Raw genomic sequence first — 6212 nt, 5'->3', positions numbered from 1 at the left:
TTGTCGTTGTCGTTGTCGACATTATCGTAGTACCTCGGATTCTCTCGCGCCCTAAATTGCATCGCCTCTCCGAATACGATTACGACAACGACAACGACAACGACAACGATTGGGTTTGTTCTTGACTCGTTGCTCAGGTGCGGGCGCGGGCGCGCCGGGTATACCATTCAGTCAACTGGGCATAGCCCATGACCGTCATGATCGGGAACAGGCTGGCAAAGGCGATGAGCCCGAAGCCGTCGAATACGGGATTGCGGCCGGGAATCTGACTCGACAGCCCCAGCCCCAGGGCGGTGACCAGGGGGACCGTGACCGTGGAGGTGGTGACGCCCCCGGAATCGTAGGCCAGGGCGACGATGGCCCGCGGGGCGAACCAGGTCTGGATCAGGACCAGGCAATAGCCCGGGATGATGTAGTAGTGCAGGGGGGTGCCGGTGATGATGCGAAAGGAGCCGAGCGACACGCCCACGGCCACGCCGATGGCCACCGTGATCCGCAGGCCCCAGGTGCCGATGGAGCCGCCCGCGACCTGGTTGGCCTTCAGCGCGACGGCGATCAGGGCGGGCTCCGCCACCGTGGTGGTAAAGCCGATCGTAAAGGCGAAGCAATAGACCCAGCCATAGGACCGCCAGTCCTGCAGCGCCGCGGTGTCGGTGGGCGCGAGCCCCAGAAACGCGGGGGCCGTGAGTTGGCTGGCCATCATGTCACCCAGGGGAAAGAGCGCCCGCTCCAGCCCCTCCATGAAGAAGGCGAGCCCCACCACCACCAGCACGAAACCGAACACCACGCGCCCCACCTGAGGGATGGGTCGGCGCAGCACCAGGACCTGGAAGCCCACCAGCACACCGATGATCGGCAGGACGTTACCCGCGGTGTCGAGCAGCATCTGCCCGAGTGAGAGCGCCAGCGAGAGCATAGTCGAAGGACCTGATGCCGTCATCGCAGCATCCCGTAGCCCAGGACGAAGATGATGGGCGTCAGGGCCGCGAAGGCGATCAGCCCGAAGCCGTCGGTCAGGGCATTGCGGCCCTCGATACTGGAGGCCAGCCCCACCCCCAGGGCGGCGACCAGGGGTACCGTGATGGTGGAGGTGGTCACGCCGCCCGAGTCGTAGGCGATGCCGATGATCTCCGGCGGGGCCAGGGCGGTCATGCCGACCACGCCGATATAGGCGCCGATGATCAGATACTGCACCGGCCACCCGCGCAGGATCCGCAGCACCCCGATGACCAGGGCGCAGCCCACGGACAGTGCGATGGTGTAACGCAGGCCGCGCGCATAGTCGGCTTGGGTCGCGGGGGAGGGTTCGATCAGGTTCCCCGCGGCGGCCACCGCGGCCGCCTTCTGCGCCACTGCCATCAGGGCGGGCTCCGCCATGGTGGCGCTGAACCCCAGGGCGAAGACAAAGAGGAAGAGCCACATCAGGCTGCCTTTGCGGGCGAAGTCCCAGGCCATGGTTTCACCCAGCGGGAACAGCCCGAGCTTGAGCCCCTGCACGAACAGGCTCAGACCCAGCACCACCAGGGCGGTACCCCACAGGAGATCGCCCGGATCGGGGAGCGGCTGCCCCAGGACGACCACCTGAAACAGGCCGATCACGCCGAGAATCGGCGCCAGATCGCGCAGGCTCTCCGCCAGGGAACGCAAAAATTGGACCAGCAGACCTTTCATCGTCGCTGCATCTCGGGGGCGGCTTTACGTAATTTAACGGCGTCCGATTGTGACCTGGTCTGGCCCGAAGCCGCTTTCGGTGCCATGCTAACCCAAGGATGCCCGGGGCGTCGCGCCCGCTCGTCGCCGACGCTCAGGTGCGCCTGGTTGGCGGGCCCGGCCGGCAGGGCGCGGGCCCGGGCGACGGCGACGCACGGCCTCCCGGGGCCGCCCAGGACGCAGGCATAAAAACTGCTTCCCTTTAGCAACGAAGAGCCTAACCCTGGAGGGTGATCGCGACCGAGGACCCCAGTACGCCGTTCCGGTTGAAGTCCCTACGAGACCAATGACGACCAGCTTGAAACAGTGCCCGCCCCGCGGACGTGGTGCCTTCCCGGCACCGCTCGCCGGCCAGTATATCGCCGGGTGTGAGCAGGTCTTGGGCGGCGTCCTGCCCCCCTTGCTGGCGGTGCTGTTCGTGCGGCTCGACGACGCCCTCTATGACCTTGCCGACAAGGCCACGAACAGCCGGCCCTACCCCGTCTATTTCGAGGCGATGCGGATCATCCGCAAACAAAGCCAGGCCATCCAAGCGAGCTTCCTGCGCCTGCTGCGCCAGACCGCGGACAGCGCCGCGGCGGGCCTGCTCGAATGTGATCTGCTGTGTGACGCGGACTCGGAGACGCTGAGCCAGGACCTGTCGCTGTCGCAGGACGCGGACCTGGAAGAGACCCTGGCGGTCGCCAATCTGGTCTCCAAGGCCGAGTCCAGATACTGCGCCGTGCTCCTGGAGGTCAACGCCTTTCTGGCGCGTCTGCTCGACCGCGAGCAGCTCGACATGCGGTCCAACCCGTTCGGACCCTTCGCGGTCTGCGAGGCGTTTCGCGGCGCACTCAAGGTCGCCCGCCAATTGGAACCTCAGCTCAAGCTGGTTATCTACAAGGTCTTCGACAAACAGGTCATGGACCACCTGGGGGACTTCTATCGCCACTGTCTGGACGCGGCGCTGGCGGCGGGACACGTCCCCGCCGATGGGCCAGCGGCGGGCGCCGCGGCCCGCCTGGCCCCCGCCGCGGACCAGGGCGAGGCCGGGGCCTTCCGCATCCTGCAGGATTCGGACGGGGTCATCGTCCTGGACCCGGAGTCGGTCGAGGACACCACGGCGGTCGCGTTCGAGACCCTCCAAGACCTCTTGGAGCGCCGCCGCTCCCCGGCGGGTGCCCCGGCGGCCGCGCCGCTGGTGCTCCCGACCCGCGAGTTGCAGGCCCTGTTGACGCAACTGGGCGCCGCGGTCCTGGCCGCTGGGAATAGCGCCGGGTTGCAGGTGCGCCAACGCCTGCGCAGCGCGCTGGAGTCGCCGGGCGCGCGACCGCGCAGCCTGGAGCCCAATGACCAGGACACCCTCGACCTGGTCTTCATGTTTTTTGAACAACTGTTCGAGGGCAATGCCCTGCCCGAGCCGATCAAGGTCCTGCTCGGGCCGGTGCAGTTCCCCATCGCCAAACTTGCCTTGCTCGACAAGAATTTTTTTTCCCGGCACGAGCACCCGGCCCGGCAACTGCTCAACCATATCGGCGAGTCCGCGGCGGGCTGGAGTGAGGCCGATGGCCGTGGCCCCGAGACCCTCTTCGGGATGATCGAACGGGTCGTCGAGCGCCTGATCCTCGACTTCGACGGTGATTGCCGACTGTTCGCCCAGATGGACCGGTTCTTCCTCGCCTACATCGCCCACGACCAGGCGCGCACCCGGGAGGCCGAGGCGCGGGTGCTGGCCGGGGTCAGACCCGCCGCCGAGGGGACGGCACAGCAGGCCGTGGCGGCGGCACTGGAGGCGGCCCTGATCCGCTATGCCCAGGTTCCGACGGTGGTCGAGTCCATCCTGTGCCAGGGCTGGCAACCGGTCATGCTCGCCACCTATCAGGGCGGTGGGGCCGACAGCCCCGACTGGCGCGCGGTCCTGGACCTGGTCGACCGGCTCCTGTGGAGTGTGCAACCAAAGACCCACTCCGAGGAGCGTCGGCAGCTCCTGCGCCGAATCCCGGAGATCCTGCGCGCGCTGCGCTCGCGGCTCACCGCCGGCGGCTGCGACCAGCGCCAATTGGCACGCTGGTTCAGGGATCTGCAAACCCTGCACTTGGCCGTCCTGCAGGGTGATACGCACACGGGGTTCGCGCCGACGCGCCCGGCCCGGGCGTCTCTCATCCCCCCGGTGGCCCTGGTGCCTGCGCCGGGCGACGCACCCGTGCGGCCGGCGGCACCCGCCGTTACCCTGGGAGGCTGGATCGAACTGACCCGGGACGATGCGACCCGAGTCCGGCTCAAGCTCGTCTGGCGCAGCCCGGACGGGGCGCGCCTGCTGTTCGTCGATCGGGCCGGCCAGCCCGGTGCGGAGTTCTCCGGCCCGGAGCTGGCAGGGCTGATCATGCGTCGGCGGGTGATCCTGCTCGGTCGCGATCATGACCAGTTGGCAGACTGCGCCATGCGCTCAGTGATGGGGCGGCTGGCTTCTTAGCATCGTAGAGCGCAAATTCCGATACCATTCGAGACTAACCCTGAGCTTGAGAAATGGACAGGATTAACAGGATTTCTCAGGATTGACAGGATGTGTTGTGGCCCCGCGCCGCACCCTGATCTATCCTGTTGATCCTGCAAAATCCTGTTAATCCTGTCTAATTGAAGGAGATCCTGATGGACATTGAAGCGGTGCCCGTGTCGGTCCCGAGCCCGTCGGTGCTGCGCGCCCAACTCCCCGCGGCGGCCCTGATCGAATCCCAGGTCCGCGCCGCGCTGGCGGAGGACCTGGGCGGCGGTGACCTTACGGCCGCCCTGCTGCCGGCCGAGCAGTGCGCCCGGGTCGAGCTGATCACCCGGCAGCCCGCGCTCTTGTGCGGCTGCGCCTGGTTCGAGGCCGTGTTTCGGCTGCTCGATGCCGGTGTCGCGCTGCAGTGGGAGGCGCGAGACGGCGAGCCGATTCGCGCCGGTCAACGCCTGTGCGTCCTCACCGGACCCACGCGCGCGCTGCTCACCGGGGAGCGCACCGCCATGAATTACCTGCAGACCCTCTCCGGGACCGCCACCACGGCCAGCCGCTACGCCGCGGCCGTCGCGGGGCTGCCGGTGCGCGTACTGGATACCCGCAAGACCCTGCCGGGGCTGCGCATCCAGCAAAAATACGCCGTGCGGTGCGGCGGCTGCTACAACCACCGGATCGGCCTCTACGACGCCATCCTCCTTAAAGAAAATCACATCCTCGCCGCGGGCTCAATCCCCGCCGCCCTGGACGCCGCGCGCGCGGCTAACCCCGGCGTCACCATCCAGATCGAGGTCGAGGACCTGGCGGAACTGGCGCAGGCCCTGGCCGCGGGTGCACTCCTGATCCTGCTGGACAACTTCAGCCTGGATGCGCTGCGCCAGGCCGTCGCGCTCAACGCCGGCCGCGCCCGGTTGGAGGCGTCCGGCGGTGTGGATCTCAACACCGTGCGGGCCATCGCCGAAACCGGCGTGGACCGCATCTCGGTGGGCGCACTCACCAAAGACCTGACCGCCGTGGACCTCTCCATGCGCTTTGTCTGAATTCCCCGCAAGCGCCGCCGCGTTGGTGCTCAGCGCTGCCGAGGCCGCGCCGGGGCGAAGCGCGGCCGGCGGCGGGCTGACCGTTGGTAAGGCACTCTGACCCTACGGGCACCTCGCGTGGTCCGGTGCCCTTGCGCGGGGCTATAGTTTGAGATTGACGCGATCCATGTCAGGCCCGGTCTGCGGCCGCCCGATCGCACCGCCTCGGGGCTTGAGCCCGCAACCTATGGGGTTAGAGTGTGCAGGACCATCCGGCTGACCAAGGCAGCGCGCTGCATTTCTTCACCTCGACCCAGGTGTTGAGCGGGTATGTGCAGTGCCCGAAAGAGATGCGGCTGCTCGATCTGTTGAATGGAGGGCCCCGCCTCGGCGCGACCCGCGACCGGGCCTTCTTGGAGATCTCCACCGCTCCGTTCGGCAACGGCGTCGCTGCACCGCAGGTCCCCAAGGCCTATGTGAGCAAGCCAAGCGTCCAGTTGGTTGCCGTCGATGACCCCAATCTGGCGCGGGGCGTCGGCGCGCAACCCGACATCAAGCCATACCCGTTTACGCACAAGTCGCCGGTGCGGGTGCACTTACAGTTGCACGACTACTGCGTCGCGGGAGACCTGCACCTGGCCGCCGGCCAGAGCATCGCCGCAGTCCTCAACGAGGATGCCCAGTTCATCCCCCTGACGGACGCCACCGTCGGTCGCGAGCATGGCTGCGGCGAGCGCCTGTTCACCTCCCGCCCGCTCGTGTTGGTGAACAAGGGGCAAATCGTCTCCTTGCGCCAGGAGGCGGCGATGGCGTGATCCTGGAGATCAATCAGTCAGGGAACAACGATGAGGGAATGCCAGTCGCGTCGTTGTCGTTGTCGTTGTCGTTGTCGAGGTTATCGTAGCACCCTGGATTCTCGCGCACCCGAAATTATACCGAACGGTTTTGAGTTTTCTGTTTTTCGTTCTTCGTTGTAACTGATTATAGTACCTTGCAAGAACATCAATAGT

6 protein-coding genes are annotated in these 6212 nt (G+C 66.8%); 3 read left to right on the top strand and 3 right to left on the bottom strand.

The annotated features are described in order from the left end of the window. Positions 1-133: 133 nt before the first annotated feature. Positions 134-916: a DUF1538 domain-containing protein gene (locus QZY48_RS34580; RefSeq protein WP_366929634.1), complete on the bottom strand. Its 783-nt coding sequence runs from the start codon at positions 914-916 to the stop codon at positions 134-136. Positions 917-936: 20 nt separating this feature from the next. After that, on the bottom strand, positions 937-1671 hold the full coding sequence (locus tag QZY48_RS34575) for a DUF1538 domain-containing protein (protein ID WP_100917648.1): 735 nt from the start codon (positions 1669-1671) through the stop codon (positions 937-939). 325 nt (positions 1672-1996) lie between these two features. Between QZY48_RS34575 and QZY48_RS04180 the strand changes: the two genes are divergently transcribed. The 3 genes from QZY48_RS04180 to QZY48_RS04170 all read left to right on the top strand — a co-directional run bounded on the left by QZY48_RS04180 (position 1997) and on the right by QZY48_RS04170 (position 6017). Next, positions 1997-4162 (top strand): DUF1631 family protein, encoded by a 2166-nt coding sequence (locus QZY48_RS04180; RefSeq protein ID WP_295428109.1) that lies wholly within the window; start codon positions 1997-1999, stop codon positions 4160-4162. A 176-nt stretch (positions 4163-4338) separates the two neighbouring features. Further along, positions 4339-5223, top strand: coding sequence for a carboxylating nicotinate-nucleotide diphosphorylase (gene nadC, locus QZY48_RS04175; RefSeq protein ID WP_295428107.1), 885 nt, complete (start codon positions 4339-4341; stop codon positions 5221-5223). Positions 5224-5462: 239 nt separating this feature from the next. Further along, positions 5463-6017: a hypothetical protein gene (locus tag QZY48_RS04170; protein ID WP_295428104.1), complete on the top strand. Its 555-nt coding sequence runs from the start codon at positions 5463-5465 to the stop codon at positions 6015-6017. 9 nt (positions 6018-6026) lie between these two features. Here the strand turns inward: QZY48_RS04170 and QZY48_RS04165 are convergent. Further along, positions 6027-6212, bottom strand: a 186-nt coding sequence (locus tag QZY48_RS04165) for a hypothetical protein (RefSeq protein WP_295428102.1), incomplete at its 5' end; no start/stop codon positions are given.

The organism is uncultured Thiodictyon sp. (genome assembly GCF_903828115.1).
Taxonomy (GTDB): domain Bacteria; phylum Pseudomonadota; class Gammaproteobacteria; order Chromatiales; family Chromatiaceae; genus Thiodictyon.
The sequence above is the reverse complement of the archived record's forward strand: the minus strand, read 5'-3'. Positions and strand labels throughout refer to the sequence as shown.

Coding starts and splice junctions, on each gene's coding strand:
- QZY48_RS34575 (WP_100917648.1), bottom strand. CDS start 1,671: ATGAAAGGTCTGCTGGTCCAATTTTTGCGTTCCCTGGCGGAGAGCCTG.
- QZY48_RS04180 (WP_295428109.1), top strand. CDS start 1,997: ATGACGACCAGCTTGAAACAGTGCCCGCCCCGCGGACGTGGTGCCTTC.
- QZY48_RS34580 (WP_366929634.1), bottom strand. CDS start 916: ATGCTCTCGCTGGCGCTCTCACTCGGGCAGATGCTGCTCGACACCGCG.
- nadC (WP_295428107.1), top strand. CDS start 4,339: ATGGACATTGAAGCGGTGCCCGTGTCGGTCCCGAGCCCGTCGGTGCTG.